The following is a 23,955-nucleotide window of genomic DNA, read 5'->3' as shown; positions in this document are numbered from 1 at the left end:
GCCACCACAGCACCCACCACCACCATCACACCGGGGATTCGCAGGGCTTCGTGTGGGCCCCCATTTTCCGGCGTCGTGGGTCATCAGGCCATTCCACGGAAGCCGATCCCAAGCGTGTGGCACTGGCCTTTGGCGTGCTGCTGGTCGTGGGCATCGTTGCGGGACTCCTGACGGCCCACTAAGGCTGCCTGATGGGTCAATAACGGGCTGTTCAACGGACCGTTCTTGACCCATCGGAGAGGCCCAAGCGTGGCGTCTCAGCCCAGATCGGGGGGCTTGCCGGGCCGGGAACCTCCGGCGTCATGACTGGTGTGGCAAAGCGCCATCGCCCGCGCCACGCCTGCCTTTCCAGTTCGGGGACGTTTCCTGGGCGGCTGAGCAGGCCGCGGGGAGGGCGCGGATCTGCTCCGTCAGCGACGTTGGAACGGATCCACCGTTGGCTCCGTGGTCCGCAGTGGCAGACCGAGCGCAGCGGTACGCGTACTCATCGCGTGGCTTCGTTCAGCGGGAGGCGGCGGGTTGGTCGGCGTCGGGGCGCGGGCCGACGACGCCTTCGGCGGCCAGTTGGTCGTGGACCTCGTCGACGAGCCCGTGCAGCACCTTGATCTGGGACTTGGTGAACAGCAGCACGGCGACGATCAGCAGGATGCCCGGCAGCTGGGACAGCAGGAACGACTCGTTGAACTTGTCGACGTCGAAGCTGTAGACGACGAGCACGCGCAGCACGGCGTCGACCAGTGCGGCGAGCCCGAACGCCGCCGTCACCATGCGCTCACGAGCACGGAACGGCTGGGAGCGTTCCCATGCCTGCTCATAGGCGACGGTGCGGTCGGGGTCGCCGTCGGTGGCCATTGGGGTGGCCGCCACATAGACCAGGGGCCGCCCGGCGACACAGGTAAGGAGCAGGTAGACGGCGGCGAGCAGGGTGTAGAAGGACGGCTTGGCGGCGATCAGGCGCGGATCGTCGGATATGAACAGCAGGGCGACGGTCAGCGCCATTTCGAGGACGACGAGCAGGCCGATGACGTCGAGTTTGCGCCGCTGAATGGTGTGGATCAGCGTCCACACACCCCCTGCCGCGCCGGCGAGGGTCAGCGCCCAGACCTGGCTCAAGCCGGCCAGCTGGTGCAGGACGTAGAAGCCTGCGATGGGGATGACCAGGTCGAGCACCATCGGGGCGAGGGCCCGGAACTTCCGTGCCGGGTCTGGTGACTTGGACGCCTGGGTGTTCATGTATGGGATTCCTTGATCAGCTTTTCCGGTGTGAGGCTGCGACATATCCGTAGTGCGCAGCCGTTGCTTAGAGTAAGCATGGAAACGTGCTGGTCAAAGACGTGTGAGCGGGAGAGTGACGTTCGGGGCCGGGGGTGACACAGGAGGGAAGGTGCGGGTGGGTGCGAGCCGGAGCCGGCATTGCCGCGCCGCACGAACCGCTGTGCTCACCGCCGGCCAGGCACCGGCCGCGGCGGTTCGTGGCCCATCCGCTTCGGGCCGGCGGTTGCCACCCCGACGTACTGCCTCGGTTGCCTGGGGTGCCAGGGTTGTCCGCGACAGCCCAGCGCCCCGCCTGCACAGGCCACGTCCCATGGGCGGACGACGGCGTGTTCTCGGTCCCTCAGTGAGGTGCTGTCGCCTTCGGCGCCTCGTTCTTGATTTTCATCATCTGCGCGGGGGAGTCGGCCAGGACTGCGTAGGCACCCAGCCCTTGGGCGGTGGTGTAGTCGTCCTTGGTCTCGATGCCGATCAATACGGTCCGGACCCCAGGGTGGGTGTGGAAGCAGGCTGCAGCGGTCCGGTCCCACATCAGGGCTTTGTTGACCGGGCTGCGGCCCTCGCCGAGGGTGAACTTCTCGGCGACGGTCACGTCACGACGCAGCTCGAAGGCTGCCCAGGTCCCTTTCCGAGGTGCGTTGAGGCAGTTGCCAGTGAGGCGCGAGGTGACCAGGCGGGTGCGGGTCGTGTCGCGATCCTCGAACAACCGGGCTCGGGGGTGAGACGCCATGGCATCGAGGTTGGGTTTCTCGGTGGAGTAGAACCGTACGCGCTGCCACTCCTTGCGCCCCTCACTCTGTAGGGCGTCCAGTGTCTTGGCGATGGCAGGCACCAAGGTCTGAGCGTCGGGAGACTTCATGTCCAGCAGCACGCCCATCCGTTGGGGAATCCGCCGCAACGCCTCCTCCAGAGTGGGCAGGGGCGTGGGGTGCTTCCGATACGGGTGGTCGCCGGAGGCATCCTTGAATTGGAAGCCGGCGTTCAAGCGCGTCAGTTCCGCGGCGTCGTGGTCAGCGACCCTGCCCATGCCGTCGGTGAGTGCGGACAGGTCGCCAGGCCGGTACAGGACGGGGACGCCGTCCCGGCTGACCTGCACGCTCAGCCACATCATGTCCACCTTGTGTGCCAGCGCACCGTCAACGGCCCGCACGGTGTTCTCCGGGAAGTCCGCCGTGCCGGCCCGGTGGGCGATCACCAACGGACGGCGGTCAGCGCCCGCGGACTGTCGCGACGCATCCGTGGCCGCTGCGACTGCGGCCTGTCGCTCAGGGGCGACAGACACCCCCGCGCGGTCCGGCACCGCGGCGACCGCAGTAGCCGTGGTTGTGACAGCAACCGCCGCGGCCAGACCAGCCGCCCACCTTCGTGCCACCTTCATTGTGCTGATGCCCTCCTGCCCCACCGACGCTCCGCCACGACGTTGTACCACTCAGACGCCCTCTGGCAGGGGCACTTACCAGCCGGAGTCACCTTGTCGTGCATGTGCTCGTCGCTCTCCTCGGGGCAGTGCCGGTGAGCCGGGCATCGTGGGTCGGCTTCCGGACGCGGGCCGGTCTCAAGGACCGGTTCTTGATCTGCTGCCGCCCCTCGAAGCGTCCTTCCTCCCTCCAGACGCAAGCCGATTCGGCTTTGCCAGATCGATCGCGTACAGTTCATCGTGCCGACGCGGGGTGGAGCAGCTCGGTAGCTCGCTGGGCTCATAACCCAGAGGTCGCAGGTTCAAATCCTGTCCCCGCTACTCGTGAGTGAAGGCCCGGTGGGGATCCACCGGGCCTTCACTGCGTCCGGGGTGTTCGACGCTGATGTCTGGGGTCAGACTCCGCACCAGGTGCGGAATCGCACGGGTTCGTCTTCCTCCGTTCTGCGAGTTGCCCCGGCTGTGTTCCGGCAGTGTTCGTTGGGCAACGTGAGCAGCGAACGCTGATGTCGGTTGTCGGTGGTTGGCAACCAATCGTGGGTTTGGAGGCGTCGGCGCAGGCGTGTCGAGTGTTGTGCTCGGCGGCCGGTCAGCTCTGGGTAGGGCGCATTTCCTTCCGGGCGAGTGGAGCTGACGGGGCAGTGCCAGTCACTCACGAAGGCTCGCGGCGTTGCCGACCAGCCGTGACCCGAGCCGGTTTCGTAACGGCGGGCGCAACCTGCCTCACGTCACACGCGGATACGGGGGATAGCCCCAGTGCACTGGTCTCCGTCACCGGTGAGAATGATCGGAGAGCGGGTTCTGACCTCCCGTTCTCGCACATGGAAAGGCAGTGGGGACAGCATGTCGGACGGGACTCTCGGGGTGGCCGTGCAGCCAGGAGCGCCTGGACAGGCCGGGCACGATGACGGCGCACAGAACCGGCGGACGAGGCAGGGCGGGGGACTGATCGGAGGGCTGCTCGCGCCATGGCGTGGGCTGGTGCTGATGCTCCTGGGATGGACGGCGGCCGTGGTGTCCTGGCTGCTGATCACCGCGATCACCACGTTGTTCATCTGGGTCGGGTTCGCACTGGTCCCCCTGGTGGCGAAGGCACTGCGAGGGTTGGCCGACTGTCAGCTCCGCCTGGGCCAGCGGTGGTACGGCATCGGACCGAGCAAGGCAGCCGGCTTGGGGGAGGGGCACCTTGGTGCGCCGGACGCGGCGGCCGCAGCTCCAGGCGTCCCGGGACTGGTGAAGGGGGCGCTGAGCGTACTGCGCCGGCCCTCGACCTGGCGCGACTGGGCCTGGGCCCAACTGTCCCTCGTGGCAAGCTGGTTCCTTGCGGTTGTCCCCCTCCTGCTGTTCGCGTTGGGCCTCTTCGGGATCCTGATGCCGGTCCTGTGGGGCCCGTGGGTCTCCACCTGGGAGAACAGCTGGTACGGCTTCATACGGTTGGAGAGCGCCCGCTCGGCAGACTGGGCGGCCGGACTCGGCGTGGTGTGGCTCCTGCTGGGCCTTTGGATCGGACCGTACGCGCTGCGCGCCCAGGCCAAGCTGGCGCGAGCGGTACTGGGCCGCTGACACCCGGGGCGCGCAGCCGGCCGGCTGGAGCCTCGCGTAGTGAGTTCTCCCGTCGGCCCGTTGGCGCCCTCACGCCAGGTGACCTCGGTCAAGCAGGAGCATTGATGGCGATCCCCACTGGCAGCGACTACTCCCCGGCTCTCGACGAGCGGCGTGACAGTGCGGTTGGTCGGTCGGTGGGCTCAGGACCGTGGACGGCGCCGATGCCGGGCGAATCTCCGCGTTGCGAGCCCGAGCGCGGCGACCGTGGCCACCGCCAGCAGCATGAGCAGCCAGTTGCGCGGATAATCCAGCGGCAGCACCGATGAGTTGGCCTTGGGCCCCGGACGCAGCAGCACCGGCAGGGCCACGGCCGTCAACGCGCCCGCGACCAGCAGTGCCCCGCGGACGGGCCCGCGCACGCCGCCGCGGACCAGGACCAGCCCGGCGAGCAACACCAGCGGCGCGATGAGCGCGTCGTGCAGGACCAGGGCTCCGCCGAGCCAGACCAGGACGTCGATCAGGCCGGGCACGTCCAGCAGCGACGACGCCCCGACGCCCATCAACGCCAGCCCGGCCAGCCCGGCCAGCACCCGTGTCACACTCACCTTCACATGCCTCGCCTGCACATGCCCCGCCCTCACATGCCCCGGTTTCATGACAGGATCTCCAGTCGGCCGACCCACTTGGTCTGCAGCGAACCGGGCCGGTTCGGTGCGATGAGACGGGCCGGGAAACCGTGGTCGGCAGTGAGTTCCTGTCCGTTGAGGCGCAGCGCGAGCAGGGTGAGTGGGTCGCGGGCTTGCTCGTGGCTCATCTCGGAGACCCGGTAGCCGCCGCGGAGCTGCAACGACACCACCCGCACGCGTGCCTGCGACGGAGCGCCGGCCCGGTCCAGCAGATCCGTCACGCGAACGCCGGTCCAGTGCGCCGACTTGCTCCAGCCCTCCACACAGGCGATCGGCAGTTCCACCTCGCGCTGCGGCAGACTGCGCAGTTCCGCCAGGGTCAGCGTGTAGGGCCGCGGCCCGTCCACCACCAGACGGTAGGAGTCATCGGGGATCCTGCCGACGCCGGCCGCCGCCGCGGTGCGGTTGACCGGCAGGCCCTGCGGGCCGTGGTCCGGGTGGCGGGGCGCGAGCAGATCGAGCTTCTTCAAGGGGGTGACGGACTGGCCGATCGTGGTCAACGTGACTGTGCCGACCGCCGCTGCCAACGCGGCCAGCAGCGAGCGCCGGTCGGGCGCGTCCTCGGCGGGCAGGGCGAGCGTTCCGGGTGACCGTCGGCTCCAGTGGGCCTTGATCTGAGGGGCCTTGACGGCGATGTGCAGCACCAGCGCCCCGGCCACGAGCCAGGCCACCGCGTAGTGCACCGGCACGAACGAGAACGGCCATGGGTACCACTGGACGGTGTTCAGCAGCCCGGTGGCCAACTCGAACACCGCCCCCGCCACCAGCAGCCCGATCGACAGCCGCTCCAGTGCGTGCAGCACCGAGCGCACCGGCGGCCAGTCGAACAGCCGTGGATACACCGCCCACAACTTGGCCAGCAACAGGGGAACGGCGGCGATGCCGGAGGCGACGTGCAGGCCCTGGGTGAGCCGGTAGCCCCACACCGGGCGGCTCGGCAGATCGTTGGCCAGCCAACCCGGTGGATGCTGGAGGACGTGGCTGACCAGCCCGGTGACAAAGCACACCGCGAACGCCAGGCCCAGCCACCGACCGGTCGAGGTCGCCGTCCGGGCGTCGTGCAGCCGCCCCCTGAACACCGGCGGCCGGAGCGAGAAGAAGCGCGATTTCATGTCTTCCATCACAGCCGCTGCGAACACGCAACGAAAGGTCCAAAATCTTACGGAAGGCGGACATCATGCCCGGTGCGCCCCGTTCCGTCCCTGCACGACAGCCGCGAACAGGCCCTGAAGCGATTCCGTCCCACGGCCGACGACCCTTCACAACCACCCTTCGCTGCATGCCGGTTGGGGTTGGAGTTGGAGTTGGGGTTGGGGTGAAACGCGGCCGTGAGGGTTCCAGGTTCCGGCGGGACAACTCAGCCGGCGGATGCGCGCCTGACCGAAGGATCCGAGAGTTTCCGTCGGCAGGGTTCGGCAGGGTTCAGCAGGATTCAGCTGGGATCGGCGGGTTTCGGTGTCCGATGACGCCATACGTCCAGGAGATCCCAGTAGTACGGCGATCCCTGGTCCACGGCGTCGTAGTCGCGCAGCAGCTCGTCGCCGCGTGGGTCGTCGCGCAGCGCCAGCCGGACCGCTGCTGTGATCCGTATGCCCTCGCGCTCGTCGGCCAGGCATGCGGCGAGGGCGTCCGCGGGGCCGGTCAGGTCCGCGGGGGCGTTGCCGAGCGCCCTGCAGGCTGCCTCGCGCACCGTGGCGTCTGCGTCCCGGGTGCATGTCGTGACGACAGTCAGTGCCTCGGGGTGCCCCTTCGAGACCTGCCCGTGCAGGCCGGAGATCGCCAGTGCCCGGACCTCTGGGGCAGGGTGCCGGGTGAGCGCGGGTAGCGGCCGTTCGGCCCGAGGGTCCAAGGCAGCCACCAAGCCGGCGGTCAGCGCCCGCGTCACGCGTGGGTCCTGCTCCTGCTCCACCCAGGGTAGGAGCTGATCGACGATCGGTTCGTCGAAGGACTCGTCCCTCGCGCAACAGCGCGACGGCCTTTCGACAGACGGTCCGGTGTGGTGCGGTCGGTACGTCCATGGGACCTCCGGTGCACCCGGAGACCTGGGGAGCCGCCGGTCTCGTCTCACCCGTGACGGGTGCCGCTTACTAGACCCGCACTGGCCTGCATATCCGCTAAATCCCGCTGCCCGCAGACAACCGACGGCGTCATCCCACCATCTCCTCCGGTGACCAACCACATGGGGGAGACGATGAACTGGACCAGGCTGGCGGGGCTCGCAGCGGCCGGTCTCGCGCTGTGCGGATGCGCTCATGCGGCGAGTACGAGCAGGGCGGCGCAGAGCCCGGGTGCTTCCGCCCACAGCGCGCACGATACTGCGGCCAGGGCCGCCGCGGACAAGACCGCGGGCAACCGCGACAGCACGCTCACCAGCCAACCCTCCGGGCCCGTATTGGAGCTGACGGGCAACCTCGAAGCGCGCCCGGGCCAACTGGTCGGCATCCGGCTCGACTTCGTATCCCGTGCCCAGGGCCATGACGCGGTGACCGCCCACTCGCCGGCCTTCAGCGGGCCCGTAAAGCTGCAATGGCAGAACGACGAGTCCTACGGCGCCACGCACCCCCTGGCCATGACGGACAAGGCCGGCTGGTACCCGATCGAGGTATCCATCGCAGGCCGCACCGTCGCCCGCGACAGAGTCCACGTCCTGCGTTCCGAGCGCCCCTCGTTCACCATGACGTTCGGGTCGGACGTGGCGCGGCCCGGTGAGCCGCTGTGGCTGAATTTCGACGACCTGTACCCCGGTGAACGGGGCACCGACTTCACCGTACGGTCCGCGGCACTGCGTCGGCCCGTCCGTCTCGTCCACGACGAACAGAACGACTTCTACAACCCCCGGGCGTTCTCGGCCAGGGCGGAGCTCGCCCCTGGCCTCTCGGACGGTGCGTACACCTTCACGCTGTACGGCCCACACGACCACCGCATCGCCACCAAGCGTCTGACGGTCCGCGCGTCCCGCCCCGGCGACGCCGACTACCTCGGCAAGGTGCACGGTCCCGACCTCTACGACCCGAGCATCGGATACGCCGACAGCCCGCACCGGCACGGCTTCAAGGTCGGCCCCGGAGGGCAGGTCGCGGTCATGTGGCACGACGCGGCCCCGGATCCGGGCGAGGAGACGCGGCTCACCGCGACCTCCCCGGCGTTCACGCAGGTACTCCGCCTCAACCGCGATGACAGCAAGTCCGCAGATGGCGATGATCCGCGTTACTTCAACACGGCCACCATCCGTGCCGATCTCAAGCCGGGCCGCTACCCCGTGACGATCGTCGCCCACCACCGCCGCGTAATGAAGATCGGCTACTTGACGGTGACAGCCCGGGGGACCTGTACGGGGGCGACTTGCTCTCCGCCGTCATGACCAGAGGCCGGGAAGCATGGGAAGGCGTCCCCGACACCGCGCGCGAGTTGCGAGCCGTCCTCTCCGCGCCGGTCGAATTCAAATTGCCGCCTGGGCTGCGGAAGGAAGCCGACGACTTGCGCGCCATCGTCGCCGATCTGTGACGTCGCTTCGTCGTCAAGAACCCGTTGGGGTTCGGGAGTCGGCGCGACCCATCCGATGCGGAAGAAGCCCGGCGGCGGTCCCGATCGGAGCGTGGTGGTGAGCCAGGCGAAGTCCCTGAGCGCGAGCGCTCTTCTTCGTCGTTCGGTCAGGCGGCTCCACGTACCAGGCAGGACAAGTCCGGGGCCGGCCAGGTAATCGTGCCCGCGCAGGACGAGAGGCGCGGCGAGATCACGGGGCGTCCACGACCCGAGGTGGGTCGGCGCCTCGGGACCGAGTTCCTCGAACAGATCACTGGGCCGGGCTCGCTCGACGGCATCGAAGAGCAGATCGGCCATGTCGCCGGAGTGCGGCGAGGACTCGTGGCGGCTCGTTCAGCACGCCGTCGCGGAGTCCGGAGTCCGGTCGCCCGTCCGCAACTGCTTCCGGCAGTAGCGTGGCGCCGGCGTCTTCGAGGCCCTGCTGGTGTGGTGCGGAACCACACGGAATCACTTTGTGCCTGCCACCGGCCGTTGCCTCCCGGCCCCGTACGGAACGGGTGCCGGGAGGAACAGCAGTCAGAACCTCACATGCCGCCGACGCCGACGCCTTCGTTACCGTTGGGGCCCAGGCCGCCGACGCCGACGGTGGCGCAGGCATCGAGGCCGCCGACGCCGACACCGACGTCAGGGCTGCCGACGCCGCCTACACCGACACCGCCGCCGCGGCCGTGGCAACCGCCGCCGTGGCCGCCGCCTTCCGCTTGCTGGGTGACGGCCGCAGAGGCCAGGGGCTGGTCGGGCGCGGCACTGGCTATGCCGGCGCTCAGGAAACCGGCGAAGGCGGTAGCGGCCAGTACCGTGGTAATCGAGCGGAACATGATCAGATCCTTTCGCTTTCCCCCTCTTGTCTCGCTCATCCTCACCGCGGTCGGACAGTTCTGCCGGTCGGCGCGGTCCATCACGGTGACGTCGCCCGGTGCCAGCCCCAGCCCAAAGCCTCGCCGCACTGCCCCGCGCGAGGCATGTTCAGGCAATGCTCAGGCTTTGCTCCCGGCCGCATCTCGCGGTGCCAAGCCTTCACGGCGGTGCGGCCGTCCGTGGCCTGGACCTCCGCGCTCGCCTGCCAGACAACAGGCACACCGATGCGGCAAGGCGGAAGACAGTCCTGACGACGCCGGCCCCCCCGGACGCGATCGAGCACGGCGCGCGGCTCGGTGCGGAGGTGGTGTTGAAACGACCTCAGCTGGAGCCTCACCGGCCCCTCGTGCTTGACCCTCAGCGCGTTGTCGACCGTTGCCGGGATCTACGTCCGCTTGGTGGCAGGCTGGGCAAGAGGCCCCCGAGCGCTCGGGGGCTTGCAACACGGCACCGAGACGAGGTTCGCCATGCCGCCCGTGCACCGCATTGGACTCGTTGTCCATCAAGGACGTGCCGCTGCCTTGGATGCCGCCCGTTGTGTGCATGCCTGGTGCGACGCGCAAGGCATCCCGTGCACCGAGATCGACGTCTGGTCGGCGGACCACCAGCGCCGCTCCGGCCGCGAGGAGGCGCACGCGGCCGGGGACCCCGACCTGGTCGTCACCCTCGGCGGGGACGGGACGTTCCTGCGTGGCGCCCGGATCGCGGTGAAGACCGGGGCCGCGGTGCTCGGCGTCGACCTCGGAAAGGTCGGATTCCTCACCGAGGTGCCGGCCGCGGACGTCACCACGGCCCTCGACGCCGTCCACGCGGGCCACGCGCTGGTGGAGGAACGCATGACCTTGACCATGCGAGCTTCCAGGCCACCGGAGGTGCCCGCCGAGATGGAGGAGTTCCTCTGCTACGGGCGCGGACCCGCTCTCCCGCCGCCCCAGGTCCGCCCCGAGAGCACCCCGGGCGAGAGCTGGGGCATCGCCCTGGACGTCAATGCCCTCAACGACGTCGTCGTGGAGAAGCTCGCCCGCGACCACCAGGTCACCGCCGGCGTCTACATCTCCGGCCGGCTGCTGGCCGCCTACTCCGCGGACGCGCTCGCGGTCGCCACGCCGACGGGCTCGACCGCCTACTGCTTTGCCGCCGGTGGTCCCGTGCTCTCCCCGCACATGGACGCCGTCGTGTTCACACCGATCGCGCCCCATATGACCTTCAACCGCACCGTCGTGGCGGCCCCCGACGAACCGGTCGTCCTCCGCATCCTGCCCAACTCCGGCCGCGCCGCAGTCAGCATCGACGGCCAACTCCGCGGCGTGCTCGAACCAGGGGACTGGGTAGGTGTCTACCGCTCCCCGCAACGGGTGCGGCTCATCCGCCTCCACCCCACCGACTTCTACGGCCGCCTCCGGGACCGGTTCCGTCTCACCGACGCGCCCGCCACGGAAAGCGACGGGGAGTCCGCACCGTTCCTGCGCCCCAACGCTCCTGTGCCGCCGGACCTGGCCGGCCTGCGGCTGCCGCCTCCCACCGCAGCGCGCTGAGCGCCCCATGGTCGGACGGGACCACTCCGACCCGAAGCGAGCGCGGATCCCTCTCCCGGCCCCGGCAAGCTGCCGGCTTCGCCGCCCCGGCGGCTCCCAGCGGAAGCGCGAGGTTCGTGGGCGCAACGACATGACCGCCTACCTGGGAGCCCTTGGGCTGCGCCCGGCTCCCCCGGACGAACTCCTGCACCCCCCTCGGTGCCCTCCTGGCCGACGGCGATGACGTGACCAACCTGGCGACAAACGACCGGCACCTCGATCGACGCCCTCGCCCGCCGCTGCCTCCACCGTCTCGACCGAGACAGCCTGAGTGCCTTCGCGGGCGCCCGCGCCGCCGATGAAGGACGCAACATCGCGAGCATTCCGCTGGGGCCGATCGGTGTCCCGCGCATACCGCTCAAGAACTTGGCCACGGTGACGCCGGGAATGTTTTCGCTGAATCCCGCAAAAGCGTTCCGAGAGCCTGCCGGAAAGTGGGCTCGCATATCGGCGAAGGGAAATGCGCAGGCCAGGCGTACTGCACTTCGTTGTCTTCATGGCAACGTAGCGGGGCATTCACCTCTTGGAAACCTCTCGGCGCTCATCATGGTCACTGGCTTGCGACGAACCTCGGAGATTGCGCCATGCGTATGGGTGAGAGGGTTTTGAGTTGGGTCCGGGACGCACGCGGCGGCCCAATGGAAATCGGATTCGTTTCGGTGGCGATCCTTGCCGTCTCGGCGGTCCTGGAGCCCCTGGGAGCCCCGGCACCCCAGCTCCTCCTCGGGCTGTTCGTGGGAGCCGCGATCGCGCTGCGGGGCAGACGACAGCGCCGTATGTCGAAGGCGATCGACCAGGGTGTGCAGGCCCTGATCGGCGTCATGATCGGCGCCTATCTCCAAGTCTCGATTCTGCGCGACGTCGCCGGTGCGATGCTTCCGCTGACGATGCTCACGCTGGTGACCACCGTCCTCAGCGTCGGGATCGCCGTCCTGGTCGCCCGGACCGGCCGCATGGACCGGCTCACCGCCACCCTCGGAATGATCGCCGGAGGATCGGCGGCCGTGACGTCCTGCGCGAAGGACATGGGCGCGGACTCCCGGGTCGTGGCCTTCATGCAGTACACGCGGGTCGCCGTGATCTCGGCTGCCGCGCCCCTGGTGGCCATGCTCATCGCGGAGCCCGCGGTCGGCGGCGAAGGGGCGGACGGCGGTGCGAGCACCGCCGCCGGATGGTCCTGGGCCCTGGTACCCCGAGGCGATCAGCTGGCCGGAATTTCCATCACCCTCGTCCTGGCCGCGGTCGGCATGCGCCTGGCCCGGCGCATCGGGCTGCCCAGCGCGGCGCTCCTGGGGCCCATGCTGCTCTCCGCGCTGGTCACGGCGCTCGGCCTGACGCACGGCTACTCGCCGGCGGGCCTGTTCAAGCAGATGCTGCTCGTGCTCGTCGGGCTGGAGGTGGGGCTGCGCTTCGACCGTGAGACCGTGCAGGCGGTCAAGCGCATGATCCCGCTGGTGCTGGCCGCCATCGTGCTGCTCAGCGGTGTCATCGGGGGGATCGCCGTGGGCCTGGCCCCGGTGCTCGGGGTCAGCCGGGCCGACGCCTACCTTGCGACGACACCCGGCGGCATCAACGCCGTCCTCGCCAGCGCCTCGACCAGCGACGCGCACCTCGGGCTCATCTCCAGCGTGCAGACACTACGGCTGTTCCTCATGGTGCTGCTACTGCCGGTCCTCCAGCGATGGTTGTCCCGCAGCTCCGCTCAGCACACGGAGAGCACGCAGACACCTCAGGCGGAGCCCGCACCGGAGCCCACCGCCGTGGGGGAATGACCATCCTGTCCCGTCTGCGGGCCGGTGCCAACTGCCACCGGTCGGATCGGCGAATGGCAGGCCGCCCAGGTCGGCCAGGCAGTGTCCGACGGGGCGTCCCCCCCACAGGGCGCGCGGTGATCAGGCGCCGCTATTCGGTCGCCATGTGACGCTGTCGGTAGGCGCGTTGGCGGCAGGCGCGGGAGCAGTAGTCCCGCGGACGGCCTCGGCGCGTTCCGTCGAACTGCGTGCCGCAGACCGAGCATCGGCCTGTGTGGGGCTGCGACGCGTTTACGTCACGATTTTCGTCACGCCGGCGTTGGATGAGCAGCTCGACGCCGTCGAGAGTGCGGGCCAGGCCGAAGTCGAAGGGGTCCTCGGGCCTGTCGAAGCCGCCGGCCTGCCACAGGCGGCCGAGCCCGGGGTACGGGCCCATGTGCTCGACCAGGTCCACCTGGTCGCGCCACCACTGCGCGTTCGAAACGCCGGACTCCCGTTCCTCGGTGAGGACTTCATGGACCTGCCGGGCGGCGGTCTTCACGAATCCGCCGACCAGTGAGACCACGGCGACCACCTCGGAAGCCTGTAGCCCAGTCCCCTCGGCGATCCGCAAGGCGCGATCGTAGTCGGCCATGATGTTGGGTCCGGGCAACCGGCGGCTGCCGGCGGTGTGCACGATCCACGGGTGCCGCAGGTGCAGGGCCCAGTGTGCGCGGGCCCATGCCTCCATGCCGCTGCGCCAGTCACCGTCTTCGGGCTCGGGCTCGACCCCGGGCTCGGGACGGTCCGGTGCGGTCATGTCGAGTTCGCCCACCACGGTGTCCCGCATCAGCTCGATCAGCTCCGCCTTGCCGGGCACATGCCGGTAGAGCGACATCGGGGTGAACCCCAGTCGCTCGGCCACCCGTCGCATGGAGAGCGCGGGCAGCCCTTCGGCGTCGGCGACCTCGATCGCCGACGACACGATCGAGGCCAGGGTCAGCCCCGTCTTTGCCTGGTTCTCCTTTGTGCCCCAGAGCAGTTCGACGGTGCGTCCAGGGTCCGCCGCCGTGTTCTCGTCGGTCATGCACACTCACCTTCCCATCCTTGACCTCCACCCTAGCCTTGCGTTTATGGTGTACGCATTCGTGTACGGCATAAACCTGTTGGGGGAAGGTACGCCCATGCTCGACAACCAGTCATGCCAGTCCTGTCAGTCGGACCGGTCAGGCTCCGACCGCTCCGGCCGGCTCCATGTCGCCCCTTGGGGGCGCGATTCCTGGCCCGGGACGCACGACCAGCCGTTCGCCACCCTGCCCGGCGTGCAGCGGGCCGTCCGTGCCCGCACCGCGTCGCTGTCCTCCGACCTCGTGGTCAACCTCCACGCCGGAACGTATTTCCTCGACGCTCCGTTCACCTTGGACGGCGCGGCGGGAGACTCCGGCGAGGACGGCCACCGGGTCGTCTATCAGGCACATGGCTATGGAAGTGCCCGCCAGGACAAGGTCGTTGTCAGTGGCGGCCGGGTGATCGCGGGGTGGACTCCCGGCGGGGCGGACGGTGCCTGGCGGGCCGAAGTGGGTGCGCTGGAGACCCGGCAGCTGTATGTCAACGGTCGCCGAGCGCCCAGGGCCGCGCTCAGCCCAGGCATCCCCGGTAGCGTGACGAAAACCGAGACTGGTTACGTCACGGACAGTACGGCTCCGCAGAGCTGGCAGGACCCGGCGAGCATCGAATTCGTCTTCCCGTGGGTGTACCCGTGGTCGGAGGCGCGCTGCCGCGTCGCCGAGATCACCGGCGACGCACGGTCCACGACCATCACCCTCGTCCAACCGGCCTTCGACCGGGCCCGCGAGCTCTACGCCGCCACCTGGGTCGGCGACAAGCCGGAGGGCACCGAAAGCCATCGGGACGCGCGGTGGGACGGTCTGGCCCGGCCGGGTTCGGCGGAGAACAGTGTGAGCTTCCTGACCGAACCGGGCACCTTCGTGCTCGACCGATCCACCCCCGGGCGCCACGTCCTGCACTACCTGCCACTGCCCGGGGAGGACATGGCCGAGGCCGAGATCATCGCCCCGGTCCTGGAGAAGCTCGTCATCGGCCGGGGAACCGAGGAACTCCCGCTGCGTGACGTTGTGTTGCGCGGCCTGACCTTCTCCCACGCAGGCTGGACCGAACCGGACGGACCCCGCGGATTCCTGCACTTCTTCGCCAACACCTACTACGGCGGCGGGGAGCTGCAGAAGGTCGAACTCGCCGACGGAAACGCCCATGTGACGGTCCCGGCGGCACCCAGTTTCCTGCCGTCCAACGTCGAGTTCACCGCCGCCGAGCGGGTCGCACTGCACGACAACAGCTTCACCCGGCTCGGCGCCGGGGCGATCGGCTTCGCCGGCCCGGGCCGCGACAACACGATCGTCGGCAACCGGATCGAGGACGTCTCCGGCAGCGCCGTGACAGTCATCTCGGGCACGGGTACCCGCATCCAGCAGAACCTGATCCACCACATCGGCCGCGAGTACCACGGCTCACCCGCCGTCTGGATAATGGACGCCCGCGAGGTGACGGTGGCTCACAACGAGATCCACGACGTGCCCTACAGCGGGATCGTGGTCACCGGCGGCAGCCAGGCAGCCGGGGTCCAGATCATCGAGAACCTCATCCACCACACCATGACCGTGCTGGCCGACGGCGGCGGCATCTACCTCAACGGCCGCCAGGGAACCTCCCACGCCGACGGCACCCTGGTACGCGGCAACGTCATCCGCGACACCCTCACCCCCTACAACTTCGGCCTCTACACCGACTACGGCGCCGCCTGGGTGACCGTGCAGGGCAACGTCGTCCACCGCAGCGACACCCCGATCGTCCTGCGGGTGACGCCCCCGCTGGAAAACGTGGCCTTCCTCGACAACTTCTGGGACGACCACCCTGCCGATGCCGACACCCCGCCCAGCGGAGTCACCCTGGCCGGAAACAAGGTGCTGCCGAAGGACGGCTTCGAAGAGGCCCTGGCCGCCGACCCCGCAGGGGCCGCGATACTCGCCTCCGCAGGCCGGAGCACTCCACCCGGCGGCCCGAACCCCGGCCAGGCTGTGTGACCCGCGGGGCCGACTCGTTGGGTTGGGATCGGCGTCCTCGTCGTGGGTGCGGAGCCGTGCCTGTCGGCCGAGCAGTGTGACGGGTGGAGCGGTCAGTCGGCTTCCTTGTAGCCCGCCGACGGTGGCCTGCCGGAGCTCGGCAAAGGGGGTTGCGAGGCGGGCTCCGGGAAAGTCGGCTCGCAGCACCGTGGCCACCGCGTGCAGTTCCAGTAGCGCGAGTTGGGCGCCGATGCAGAAGTGCGGGCCGGAGGTGTTCGGCACCCCGCCTCGCCGCCTCGGGGACTGCTCAGTCGAGGCAGAACTCGTTGCCCTCGACGTCCTGCATCGCGATGCACGACTCGTTGTCGTCATCGGCAGGCAGCAGTTGTACGCGAACCGCGCCGAGCGCGACCAGTCGTGCGCACTCGGCCTCAAGAGCGGCCAGGCGCTCTTCACCCGCGAGCCCGGTGCCGACCCGCACGTCGAGATGCACTCGGTTCTTGACGACCTTGCCTTCGGGGACGCGCTGGAAGTACAGCCGCGGGCCCACGCCCGAGGGATCAGTGCAGGCGAACGACGAACCCCGGTCCTCGGGCGGCCGCGCGCGAGCGAAATCGTCCCACGTGGCGAACCCCTCCGGTGGCGGCGGTACGACATACCCCAACACCTCGCACCAGAAACGGGCGACACGCTCAGGTTCTGCGCAGTCGAAGGTGACCTGGAACTGCTTTGTCGATGACATCGGCGCACCATAGCAGGGCGCTCTGTTACTCACCTCCCGATGCGATGTGGATAACGGGGCGTTGCCCCATTGCCTCGTTGCACCGTTGCGCTCACGCCATCAAGTCGCATGCCGATCCGGCTGCGTCGGTCAGGCGATATCGGCGTGGTGCCGGTGCGCGTGGCGGTGGAACTCCGAGCCCAGCCGGGTCAACTCCGTCTCCGGGCAGGTGCGGCACACTCTGGGGAACAACTCGCGCTCGCAGAGCCGGACATGCCGGTCGAACGCCGCCGTGAGGTCCTGGACCTTCCCCTCGAATCCCGGGTCGCGGAACGAGGCGGACGTCGCCTGGTCCAACGCCCCCAACACGTCCGGGTAACCGGCCTCCAGCCGTCCGGCCAGGGCGTCGCCGCCCCGCATCCCGCATCGCACCATCGGCAGCAGGAACCGGCGTTCCGCCACCGCGTGCCGCTCGAATTCGGCGGCGGTGTGCCGTACGAGTCGCTCTTGCTCAAGGCTCCCTGCCCCGGCACTGCAAATCCGGTCCAGCAGGGCCTGGATCGTGCGGTGGTCGCGCTTCAACTCCCACGTGAGTTCGGACTGGTGCATGGTGTGGGACATCCGGAACTCCTCCTGGGTCGTTTCCTCTTCCTCGGTAACGGGAATCGGGCTGAAATGCTCCGCGGTGGGTGCGTCAATTCCCGAGATCGACCTTACGGGGTCGTGTACCCGGCGACATCGGTCGATCGGTGGATCGGGCGGTGGAACGGCTTCTCATCAGGGAAGTTCCATGTCTGCACGCGAGGGATTGCGTAGGGGGACAACGCGATCCCCTTTTGGGTTGGAGTTCCTGCACGACCGGTTGAACCTTTCTGGATTCCCTTCGCCGTGCTCCTGCCCTTCCGTAGCGTTGATTCCATGAAAGCGAACGTGGAGCGAATGAACGTGGAATGTGTCGACCCCGTGCACCTCTGCGCCTTCTACCGGAGGCGTGCTGCCGCCGATCCCCGCTCCTGCGTGGACATAGCGGTGGACTGTCTGGAGCCGGCAGTGGTCCGTGCCGGGCGCCTGGGTGGGATGCCGATCGGCGGCATCGATCGCAGTGGGGAACGACCGTTTCAGGTCATGGAGGACCCCGAAGGCAACGTCTTCCGCTTCCTTGCCCGATGACCGGCGGACTTTCGCTGCGGCAACTGGAATACCTGACGGCGGTGGCCGACGAGGGGCGCCTGACCCCCGCGGCGGCGCGCCTGTTCGTCACGGTGCCGACGCTGTCGCAGCAGCTCAGAACGCTGGAGCGGGGCGTGGGCGCCGTGCTGACGGAGCGCGGCGCGAACGGCGTACGGCTCACCCCGGCGGGCGAGGCGTTCCTGCCCTTCGCCCGTGCCGCCTTGCGCAGTGCCCGGCTCGCCCAGGAGGCGGCCCGCGCTGCGGATGAGGGGAGACGCGTGGCCGTGCGGTTGGCCACGCTGCCCGCGCTCCTTCCCGGCCTGGCGCCCGCGCTCGCGGACACGGCGCAGGCTCGCGTCGGTGTCCCGCTCGCGGTCGAGGTCCTCGAAGGGAGCCGCCAACTCCGCGCGGCCGTGCAGTCCGGAGCGGCGGACATCGCGATCGGTCCGTGCCCTGCTCGTTGGGACGGTCGCGTCGAGTGCCTGGCAACGGAAGAAGCCGTGGTCGTGTGTGCGCCGGACGACCCACTGGCCGGGCGCGAGAGCCCGCTGGAGAGCCTGCTGCAGCGTGACTGGATCGTTCACCACTGCGAGGGATGGGCTCCGCAAGACCTGGTGATCGGCACACGCGGGGGCGATGGTGACTCCTGGCCGCTCCCCGTGGCCGACGTGCCCCACGTCGAGACGGCCGTCGCGCTCGCCATGGCCGGCGCCGGCGTGACCGTGGCCCCACGCAGTGCACTGCCCGACGAGGCGGACGACTGCTGCATCCGCCTCGTGCCGAGGCAGATCCTGCGGACCTCGATCTATCGGGCGGTGGGAGCGGCAGAGTCGGTCGAGAGGTGTTGCCAGGCCCTGCGGACCGCGGTCGCCCGCGCCGCGGGCCGTCCGGAACCCACGGGTGGCACCGACGAGGGAACGGATCCTGGGCCGGTGCGGTGAGCCCATTCCACACCCCGACGCGCGTCCACCTGCCCAACTGCCAGGCAGGAAGGGGCCATTGGCATCCGGCATCACCCGGCCTGCCCGGATCACATCGCGCTTTGGCCGATTGCGTCAACGCGCAGTCGCAGGGGCTGGTTCCACCGCCGGCGGGCCGGGGTCACTCGCCGTGGGTGGCGAGCCGGGCGAGTGCGGTGGCACTCGGACTGCCTGGTTCCGCGGTGTACATCACCAGCTGCCGGTTGCTGCCGGGCAGCACCAGGGTCTGGCAGTCAAGCTCCAGTTCGCCCAGTTCGCCCAGTTCGCCCAGTTCGGGGTGGCGCAGGTACTTGCGCAGCGTCGCGATGGGACGCACGTTGTGGTCGCGCCAGCCGGCGGTGAAGTCCGGGCTGTGCGCGGCGAATTCGTTGCAGCTCACCCAGCGCACGGTCCGCCGGATAGCGCACACTGGCGGCGCGCAGCCGGGCTGCGCCCGTCAGCCGATCGTCGTCCACGTGTCCTCCGCGCGCTCCACCGGGCGCCTGATCGGTTCGCCGGTCCCGTTCTCCTACGGTCGGAACAGTCCGGTCCCGGGCACGCGGCCCGCCGGCTACTGCGCACCGTGCGTCTTCTGCGCGTCACTCCGAGAGTGAGGGAGAACGATGATGCTGCCCGGTCGGATCAGCGCCCGCGCGGCTGCCCGCCGCCGGGCCACGCGGTCCCGCGGAGGGACCGGCACCACAGACCTGCGTTCGCCGCGCGGGCGTCTGCTGGCGTTGGTGTGCAGTCTGGCGGTGTTCATGGTCGGCCTCGACAGCACGGCCCTGAACGTCGCCCTGCCCGCAATGCAGCACCCCCTGCACACCTCGGTCTCAGGCATGCAGTGGGTGATCGACGTGTACAACCTGATCGTCGCGGCCCTGATCGTCCTGGCCGGTTCGACCGCTGACCGGGTCGGGCGACGCCGCGTCTTCTCCTTCGGGCTCCTGCTGTTCGGCCTCGGCTCGGCGCTGTGCGGCCTCGCCCCCACTTTGGAAGTCCTCATAGGATGCCGGGTCGTCCAGGCCCTCGGGGGAGTCATGATCGCCCCCGTGTCCCTCTCGGTGATCACCCACTCCTTCACCGAACCCGAGCAGCGGCATCGCGCGATCGGCATGTGGAGCGCGGCCTTCGGCACGGGACTTGCGATCGGACCCGTCGTCGGTGGTGCGCTGGTCAGCGCCGATGGCTGGCGCTCGATCTTCTGGATCAACGTGCCGATCGCGCTGTGCGCCCTGCTGCTGACCCGACTGTTCGTCCCGGAGTCCCATTCCACCGAGGCCCGGCCTGCCGATGTGCTGGGTCAGCTATGGGTGGTGGCGCTGCTCGGCTCACTGACGTACGCGATCATCGAGGCCCCGCACGAAGGCTGGGGCTCGACGTCGATCCTGGCCTGCCTGGCCATCGCAGCGGCCGCCCTCGCACTCTTCCTGACGTGGGAGCGCCGTTGCCCCCAACCCCTCGTCGACCTGCGTTTCTTCCGCAGTGTGCCGTTCAGCGGTTCAGTGGTCATCTCGCTGGCGGCGTTCGCCGCGCTCGGCGGCTACCTCTTCGTCAGCACCCTGTACCTCCAGGACGTGCGCGGCGTGAGTGCCTTCGCGGCAGGACTGTGGATGCTCCCGATGCCTGTGATGACCGTGGCCTGCGCACCGGTGGCCGGTCGCCTGTCCGGCGATCACGGCTCACGCCGGCCGCTGCTGCTCGCCGGTGCGGCGATGTCGGCCAGCGGCTTGCTGATGGCCGTCTGCCGAGCGCAGGACGGGGCCCTGTCCCTGTGCCTGGCCTACGCGCTGTTCGGGGCCGGAATCGGACTGGTGGATGTCCCGGCGACGGCCCTCGCGGTGGCCGGTATGCCCCGGGCCAGAGCAGGCACCGCCTCCGCCATCACCATGGCTGCCTGTCGCCTCGGTGTGGTGCTGGGGGTGGCCGGCTTCGGGGCGGTGCTCGCCCTGGGGCTGCCCCACGGTGTCCTGCCGGGCCCTGATGGGGCGTCGCCCGTCGCCTCGGCTTTCGGGAGCGCCGAACAGCCTGTTTGGTGGCTCGTCACCAGCTGCGGTGCGCTGGTCGCCCTGTTGGGACTGTGCGTCACCGGCCGCCGGGCCCGGGCAACGGCCGGCCGGGCCGTTGTGGGCCCCGACGCGACCCTCGTGAAGGCACGGTCCGGAAGCTGATGCCCGGGCCGCAGGCCGAAACCGGACTACCCCGGCGAGCGCGGGAGCCGGCGGCGGCTGCGCGGCTCGCCGCTCAGTTCGCCGCTCAGCTCTGCTGTCCCCCTGCGCCTCACGGTGCGCGGCGTGCCTCGTCGTCACGGGAGCCGGGAGTCCTGCCGTCCCCGGGCTGCGGAGTCTCCGCGGTCGGAGCGCGCCGATCGGGTGCGGTCTTCTCCACCCGGACCCCGCTGGTGAAGGTCTGCTTGCCGTGGGCGTCGCAGGACTTCTTCTCCTGGTCGGTCATCGCGCGTGTCTTCACCACTACGGCGTTGGTGACGCCGTCGGTGCCGTTGGGGGCGGGGCTCGTGATGGTGTCGCGCCAGAACCAGTAGTAGTGGCCCCAGTGCGGGTCGTCGTAGTGCGTCTGCCAGGTGCCGAAGACCTGACGCATCGCCTGCGCCCGCGATATCCAGCCGACCTCGCCCGGTCGCACAGTCATCCCCAGTGAGCCCCCCTCGCGGTGCTCGGTGGACCAGCTGTGCCCGTACTTCATGGTGACGCTGAGATCGACGATGCCTGCGATCTTGCCGCCCGCGGTGATCGAAGCGTCCACGGTGTCGGTGGAGCCCACGCTGTCCGACCAGTCCATGGACTGGGTCGCGGGTGAAGTGCTGCAGTTGTAGAGGGTGTTGGACACCTGGTGGTAGTTGCCGAGGTAGGCCGCCTTCACGACGGGGTCATTGAAGGTGCACTTACCGGTGCCGCTGGCGCAGTCGGCCATCAGCTGCTTGACGGTGGGCTCGCTGCTCGCGAACGCCGTCACCGAGCCGGCCGCTGCGATCGCGAATGAGAGTGAGCCCAACACCAGGGCGCGGCACAGATTGATGCGCGAAGTCGACATGCATCGGTCTCCATTCTTGATTCCTGCGCTTCTTTCATTTCCGGACGGAACGCTGGAACTCTCGCAGGAAACGAAAGGGAATGACGACCAAGAATGAGTAAAGCGTGGCGGAAGTGGCGGCGCTCACGGAAATCATCTCGGGTGGGAGGGGGAATTGACCTCCGAGGTTCCGTGCGGAAACGTGAAAAATTCTAGTCGAGGTTAGAGAGAATCTTCGTGCAAATTCCGTGCTCAGGGGGCTGATGTCCACGGGGAAGCCGGTATGGTGATGTCGCGTCTATGTCGCGTCTATGTCGCGCCTCCTCGGAATTCTCTGATGAGCGAAGAGAATGCTCCGTGGATATCGGGGCGCCACGTGACTTTCGCTGCGTGAATTTTTCGCGCGTGAACTACTCACTGCGTGAACTATCGCCGCGTGAACTACTCACTGCGTGGGCTATCCGTGGTGGACGTCCGCGGTCCGGTCGGCGTGCAGGTCGTCCGGCACCCGGTCGACACGGGTGACGTCGTAGGCGATACCGGTGAGCCACGCCTCCAGGCCGGAGACGAGGACGAGCGCCGCGGGCTCGGGGCCCGACCGGTGGGCGATCGCGACGTCAGAGGGCCGGACTCGTCGGCCGGATATCCGCCGCGTTCGTGGGGCCGGAGCGACAGGGCTGCCTGGACCCGGACGGCTTCCGGCAGCGGACCGATTCCGAAGCCGGGGAACACCGCGAGCGGGGCCAAGTCGGCTGCCCCGGCACGACTCTTGCGGCAGTGGGGCCGCAGGGACCGCAAGGGCCGCACCAGGGCGGCATGCTCAGCCGGTCTCGGCGACGGCGGCCGGGTGGAGACGGGGGCTGAACACCAACGCGATGAGGACGGCCGCAGCAGCACTGAGGACGCCGACCAGTCCGGCGGCGGAGTAACCGCCGGCCGTCGGCAGGAGCTGCCCGGCGGCGGTGTGGGACTGCAGCACCGTGGCGCTCAGGGCGCTTCCGACGGTGTAGCCGACGCAGCGCAGGACCTGGTTGAAGCTCATCGCGCTGCCGGTCTCCGTGGCCGGCACGGCGAGGACGATGAGCTGCGGGATCACGGCAAAGCCGCAGCCGACGCCCAGGCCGGCCATCCCCATGGCCACGAACAGCTGCCAGAGGGCCGAGTGGGCCAGTGTGAAGAAGACGAGGGCCCCGAGACAGATCAGGCACGACAGTGCGAGCACGGTGCGCGGGGACAGTCGGCGCGACAGTCGGTGCTCTGCACGGCTGGCGGCGACGCTGGTGGCGGAGAAGGGCAGCAGGGCCAGTCCGGTGACCGCGACCGAGGCCCCGAAGCCGTAGCCGGTGTGCACCGGTGTCTGTGCCAACCGCGTGACCAGTGACATCAGGAGATACATGGCGACCCCGAGCACCGCTATGACGAGGTTGGCCACCATGACCGACCGGTACCGCGCGACGCGGAGATCGATCAGCGGGTGGGCACAGCGCAGTTCGTGAACGGCCCAGGCGGCCAGCAGCACCACGGACAGTCCGAGCAGTCCCAACAGCCTGCCGGACGCCCAGCCCCATGTGCCGCCTTCGGAGAGCACCAGCATCAGCCCGGTCAGTCCCGAGCCGAGGAGGCAGGCGCCGGGCAGGTCGAGCGGCCGGCGACGCAGGTGGCCGCTGCGAGGCAGCACCCGAAGGCCGACGACGAACGAGATCGCACTGATCACGGCCCCGAACCAGAAGGCCGCGCGCAGTCCGATGCCCTGGGCGATCAGTCCGGTGAGCGGGTAGCCGAGACCGACACCCGCCGCGGTGGTGATCGACAGCATGGCAACGGTGCGCCGACCACGTTCGGGCGACAGCGCGTCACGCGCGGTCGTGATGGCCAGGGGAATCACGCCGATGCCCGCTCCTTGCAGGGCCCGGCCGACGAGCAGGACGCCGAAGCCGAGCGGCAGGGCGGCCAGCGCACACCCGAGAGCGGACGCGGCGACAGCCACCAAGGTGGCGCTGCGACGGTGCGGCCCGTCCCCGAGACGACCCAGTACCGGGGTGGCGACGGTGCCTGTCAACAGCGTGATGGTGAGGGACCACTGAGCCTGCGACAGCGACACGTGGTACGCCCCGGCTATCTGGGGCACGAGCGGCGCTCCCAGGCTGCTGATCACGGCGAGTGCCATGCCCATGAAGACCAACGACCTCACGAGGGCGTCGGGCCCGGTGCGCGCGCCCGCTGAGTCGATAGCTGCGGTGCTCATGACGGGAAGGACCTCCGAAAGTTGTCATCAAGCGATGTCATCACATGATGACAAACTTCGAGGCATCTCGCGTCCCCCGGCCGGTGGACCGGCGGGGGGAGTCCGGAAGAGACCCGCCCCGTGTC

The 23,955-nt window shown here is 69.3% G+C and carries 21 protein-coding genes and 1 tRNA gene; 9 read left to right on the top strand and 13 right to left on the bottom strand.

Annotated elements, in window-relative coordinates; all coding sequences use genetic code 11:
- Nucleotides 1-501: 501 nt before the first annotated feature.
- Both K2224_RS18160 and K2224_RS18155 read right to left on the bottom strand, forming a co-directional pair.
- Complete coding sequence (locus K2224_RS18160) at nt 502-1,233, bottom strand: VC0807 family protein (RefSeq protein WP_221907564.1); 732 nt, start codon at nt 1,231-1,233, stop codon at nt 502-504.
- Between the two features lie 382 nt (nt 1,234-1,615).
- Nucleotides 1,616-2,467 (bottom strand): glycerophosphodiester phosphodiesterase family protein, encoded by an 852-nt coding sequence (locus K2224_RS18155; protein ID WP_260693480.1) that lies wholly within the window; start codon nt 2,465-2,467, stop codon nt 1,616-1,618.
- 469 nt (nt 2,468-2,936) lie between these two features.
- Between K2224_RS18155 and K2224_RS18150 the strand changes: the two genes are divergently transcribed.
- Together K2224_RS18150 and K2224_RS18145 are read left to right on the top strand one after the other, a co-directional pair.
- Nucleotides 2,937-3,010 (top strand) — tRNA-Met (locus K2224_RS18150).
- A gap of 666 nt (nt 3,011-3,676) precedes the next feature.
- Nucleotides 3,677-4,252, top strand: coding sequence for a sensor domain-containing protein (locus K2224_RS18145; protein ID WP_260693479.1), 576 nt, complete (start codon nt 3,677-3,679; stop codon nt 4,250-4,252).
- A 182-nt stretch (nt 4,253-4,434) separates the two neighbouring features.
- Here the strand turns inward: K2224_RS18145 and K2224_RS18140 are convergent, their stop codons facing one another.
- The 3 genes from K2224_RS18140 to K2224_RS41705 form a co-directional block, all read right to left on the bottom strand.
- Nucleotides 4,435-4,839, bottom strand: coding sequence for a hypothetical protein (locus K2224_RS18140; protein WP_221907561.1), 405 nt, complete (start codon nt 4,837-4,839; stop codon nt 4,435-4,437).
- 47 nt (nt 4,840-4,886) lie between these two features.
- Entirely contained in the window at nt 4,887-6,041 is a 1,155-nt protein-coding gene (locus K2224_RS18135) for a molybdopterin-dependent oxidoreductase (RefSeq protein WP_221909788.1), read from the bottom strand.
- A 311-nt stretch (nt 6,042-6,352) separates the two neighbouring features.
- Nucleotides 6,353-7,174, bottom strand: a complete 822-nt coding sequence (locus K2224_RS41705) for a HEAT repeat domain-containing protein (protein WP_399018908.1) — start codon at nt 7,172-7,174, stop codon at nt 6,353-6,355.
- Here K2224_RS41705 and K2224_RS18125 point away from each other — a divergent pair.
- Nucleotides 7,088-8,281, top strand: a complete 1,194-nt coding sequence (locus K2224_RS18125; protein ID WP_260692762.1) for a hypothetical protein — start codon at nt 7,088-7,090, stop codon at nt 8,279-8,281. The genes K2224_RS41705 and K2224_RS18125 overlap by 87 nt on opposite strands.
- Here K2224_RS18125 and K2224_RS18120 read toward each other — a convergent pair.
- The gene (locus K2224_RS18120) at nt 8,221-8,760 is read right to left on the bottom strand and encodes a hypothetical protein (protein WP_221907559.1); all 540 of its coding nucleotides are present in this window, start codon (nt 8,758-8,760) and stop codon (nt 8,221-8,223) included. The genes K2224_RS18125 and K2224_RS18120 overlap by 61 nt on opposite strands.
- Before the next feature lie 227 nt (nt 8,761-8,987).
- Nucleotides 8,988-9,362: a hypothetical protein gene (locus tag K2224_RS18115; RefSeq protein WP_221907558.1), complete on the bottom strand. Its 375-nt coding sequence runs from the start codon at nt 9,360-9,362 to the stop codon at nt 8,988-8,990.
- 426 nt (nt 9,363-9,788) lie between these two features.
- On the opposite strand from K2224_RS18115, the gene K2224_RS18110 reads away from it, so the two are divergent.
- The gene (locus K2224_RS18110; RefSeq protein ID WP_221907557.1) at nt 9,789-10,856 is read left to right on the top strand and encodes an NAD(+)/NADH kinase; all 1,068 of its coding nucleotides are present in this window, start codon (nt 9,789-9,791) and stop codon (nt 10,854-10,856) included.
- 698 nt (nt 10,857-11,554) lie between these two features.
- Nucleotides 11,555-12,667, top strand: a complete 1,113-nt coding sequence (locus K2224_RS18105; RefSeq protein ID WP_221907556.1) for an AbrB family transcriptional regulator — start codon at nt 11,555-11,557, stop codon at nt 12,665-12,667.
- A gap of 130 nt (nt 12,668-12,797) precedes the next feature.
- Here the strand turns inward: K2224_RS18105 and K2224_RS18100 are convergent, their stop codons facing one another.
- Nucleotides 12,798-13,712, bottom strand: a complete 915-nt coding sequence (locus tag K2224_RS18100; RefSeq protein ID WP_221907555.1) for a TetR/AcrR family transcriptional regulator — start codon at nt 13,710-13,712, stop codon at nt 12,798-12,800.
- Nucleotides 13,713-13,809: 97 nt separating this feature from the next.
- Between K2224_RS18100 and K2224_RS18095 the strand changes: the two genes are divergently transcribed.
- Nucleotides 13,810-15,726 (top strand): right-handed parallel beta-helix repeat-containing protein, encoded by a 1,917-nt coding sequence (locus K2224_RS18095; RefSeq protein ID WP_260692761.1) that lies wholly within the window; start codon nt 13,810-13,812, stop codon nt 15,724-15,726.
- A 286-nt stretch (nt 15,727-16,012) separates the two neighbouring features.
- Here K2224_RS18095 and K2224_RS18090 read toward each other — a convergent pair whose 3' ends face one another.
- Nucleotides 16,013-16,447: a VOC family protein gene (locus K2224_RS18090; RefSeq protein ID WP_221907554.1), complete on the bottom strand. Its 435-nt coding sequence runs from the start codon at nt 16,445-16,447 to the stop codon at nt 16,013-16,015.
- A 129-nt stretch (nt 16,448-16,576) separates the two neighbouring features.
- Nucleotides 16,577-17,047 carry a hemerythrin domain-containing protein gene (locus K2224_RS18085; protein ID WP_221907553.1) on the bottom strand — a complete coding sequence of 157 codons (471 nt, stop codon included), beginning with the start codon at nt 17,045-17,047 and terminating at the stop codon, nt 16,577-16,579.
- A gap of 297 nt (nt 17,048-17,344) precedes the next feature.
- Here K2224_RS18085 and K2224_RS18080 point away from each other — a divergent pair, with 297 nt between their 5' ends.
- Nucleotides 17,345-17,596, top strand: a complete 252-nt coding sequence (locus K2224_RS18080; RefSeq protein ID WP_221907552.1) for a VOC family protein — start codon at nt 17,345-17,347, stop codon at nt 17,594-17,596.
- Nucleotides 17,593-18,537, top strand: a complete 945-nt coding sequence (locus tag K2224_RS18075) for a LysR family transcriptional regulator (RefSeq protein WP_221907551.1) — start codon at nt 17,593-17,595, stop codon at nt 18,535-18,537. Before K2224_RS18080 ends, K2224_RS18075 begins: the two co-directional genes overlap by 4 nt.
- Before the next feature lie 160 nt (nt 18,538-18,697).
- On the opposite strand, the gene K2224_RS18070 is transcribed toward K2224_RS18075, so the two are convergent.
- A complete protein-coding gene (locus K2224_RS18070) occupies nt 18,698-18,955 on the bottom strand; it encodes a hypothetical protein (RefSeq protein WP_260692759.1) in 258 nt (85 codons plus the stop codon).
- Between the two features lie 223 nt (nt 18,956-19,178).
- On the opposite strand from K2224_RS18070, the gene K2224_RS18065 reads away from it, so the two are divergent.
- A complete protein-coding gene (locus K2224_RS18065; protein ID WP_260692758.1) occupies nt 19,179-20,726 on the top strand; it encodes an MFS transporter in 1,548 nt (515 codons plus the stop codon).
- 109 nt (nt 20,727-20,835) lie between these two features.
- Here the strand turns inward: K2224_RS18065 and K2224_RS18060 are convergent, their stop codons facing one another.
- Both K2224_RS18060 and K2224_RS18055 read right to left on the bottom strand, forming a co-directional pair.
- Nucleotides 20,836-21,606: a hypothetical protein gene (locus tag K2224_RS18060; RefSeq protein ID WP_221907550.1), complete on the bottom strand. Its 771-nt coding sequence runs from the start codon at nt 21,604-21,606 to the stop codon at nt 20,836-20,838.
- A 799-nt stretch (nt 21,607-22,405) separates the two neighbouring features.
- Nucleotides 22,406-23,830 (bottom strand): MFS transporter, encoded by a 1,425-nt coding sequence (locus K2224_RS18055; RefSeq protein WP_221907549.1) that lies wholly within the window; start codon nt 23,828-23,830, stop codon nt 22,406-22,408.
- Nucleotides 23,831-23,955 lie beyond the last annotated feature (125 nt).

This window comes from Streptomyces sp. BHT-5-2 (assembly GCF_019774615.1).
Taxonomy (GTDB): Bacteria; Actinomycetota; Actinomycetes; order Streptomycetales; family Streptomycetaceae; genus Streptomyces.
The sequence above is the reverse complement of the archived record's forward strand: the minus strand, read 5'-3'. Positions and strand labels throughout refer to the sequence as shown.

Coding starts and splice junctions, on each gene's coding strand:
- K2224_RS18100 (WP_221907555.1), bottom strand. CDS start 13,712: ATGACCGACGAGAACACGGCGGCGGACCCTGGACGCACCGTCGAACTG.
- K2224_RS18090 (WP_221907554.1), bottom strand. CDS start 16,447: ATGTCATCGACAAAGCAGTTCCAGGTCACCTTCGACTGCGCAGAACCT.
- K2224_RS18135 (WP_221909788.1), bottom strand. CDS start 6,041: ATGGAAGACATGAAATCGCGCTTCTTCTCGCTCCGGCCGCCGGTGTTC.
- K2224_RS18065 (WP_260692758.1), top strand. CDS start 19,179: ATGATGCTGCCCGGTCGGATCAGCGCCCGCGCGGCTGCCCGCCGCCGG.
- K2224_RS41705 (WP_399018908.1), bottom strand. CDS start 7,174: ATGAGCGCATCCGCACAGCGCGAGACCGGCCGCTGCGAGCCCCGCCAG.
- K2224_RS18055 (WP_221907549.1), bottom strand. CDS start 23,830: ATGAGCACCGCAGCTATCGACTCAGCGGGCGCGCGCACCGGGCCCGAC.
- K2224_RS18120 (WP_221907559.1), bottom strand. CDS start 8,760: ATGGCCGATCTGCTCTTCGATGCCGTCGAGCGAGCCCGGCCCAGTGAT.
- K2224_RS18075 (WP_221907551.1), top strand. CDS start 17,593: ATGACCGGCGGACTTTCGCTGCGGCAACTGGAATACCTGACGGCGGTG.
- K2224_RS18160 (WP_221907564.1), bottom strand. CDS start 1,233: ATGAACACCCAGGCGTCCAAGTCACCAGACCCGGCACGGAAGTTCCGG.
- K2224_RS18095 (WP_260692761.1), top strand. CDS start 13,810: ATGCTCGACAACCAGTCATGCCAGTCCTGTCAGTCGGACCGGTCAGGC.
- K2224_RS18115 (WP_221907558.1), bottom strand. CDS start 9,362: ATGGACCGCGCCGACCGGCAGAACTGTCCGACCGCGGTGAGGATGAGC.
- K2224_RS18085 (WP_221907553.1), bottom strand. CDS start 17,047: ATGTCCCACACCATGCACCAGTCCGAACTCACGTGGGAGTTGAAGCGC.
- K2224_RS18080 (WP_221907552.1), top strand. CDS start 17,345: ATGAAAGCGAACGTGGAGCGAATGAACGTGGAATGTGTCGACCCCGTG.
- K2224_RS18145 (WP_260693479.1), top strand. CDS start 3,677: ATGCTCCTGGGATGGACGGCGGCCGTGGTGTCCTGGCTGCTGATCACC.
- K2224_RS18110 (WP_221907557.1), top strand. CDS start 9,789: ATGCCGCCCGTGCACCGCATTGGACTCGTTGTCCATCAAGGACGTGCC.
- K2224_RS18060 (WP_221907550.1), bottom strand. CDS start 21,606: ATGTCGACTTCGCGCATCAATCTGTGCCGCGCCCTGGTGTTGGGCTCA.